Source organism: Streptomyces sp. SP18BB07, from assembly GCF_036322545.1.
GTDB lineage: Bacteria > Actinomycetota > Actinomycetes > Streptomycetales > Streptomycetaceae > Streptomyces > Streptomyces deccanensis.
Genome location: NZ_JAQYWT010000242.1, coordinates 1 through 303, shown reverse-complemented (window position 1 = coordinate 303; position 303 = coordinate 1). Strand labels below are relative to the sequence as shown.

General features: G+C 67.7%; 1 protein-coding gene. It reads right to left on the bottom strand.

The window, feature by feature from the left end:
• The coding region (locus tag PUR53_RS08205) for a rodlin (RefSeq protein WP_329907871.1) at window positions 1-256 on the bottom strand (256 nt) is incomplete at its 3' end.
• Window positions 257-303 lie beyond the last annotated feature (47 nt).

The window sequence follows — 303 nt, the reverse complement described above, 5'->3', positions numbered from 1 at the left end:
CGCCGATGAGCCCGGCGCCGCCGAGGTTGGCCTTGAGGGGCAGGCCGATGCACGGCTTGTTGAGCGAGCCCTGGATCAGCGCCATCTGCGGGCTCATGTTGCCGTACGTGGCCGAGTTTCCGTACACCTGGTGGGCGTCGGTCCCGCTGAAGGACGTGGTGCCACCGTCGTCGGCGAGCGCCTGGGGTGCGACGGCCGCCGAGGCTCCGACGGCGGAGGCGGCGATCGTCGTCACGGCCATAATCTTCTTGATCACTTGTGATTCCCCTTCTGGACGGACCCCGTTTCCACCGGAGCGTCATG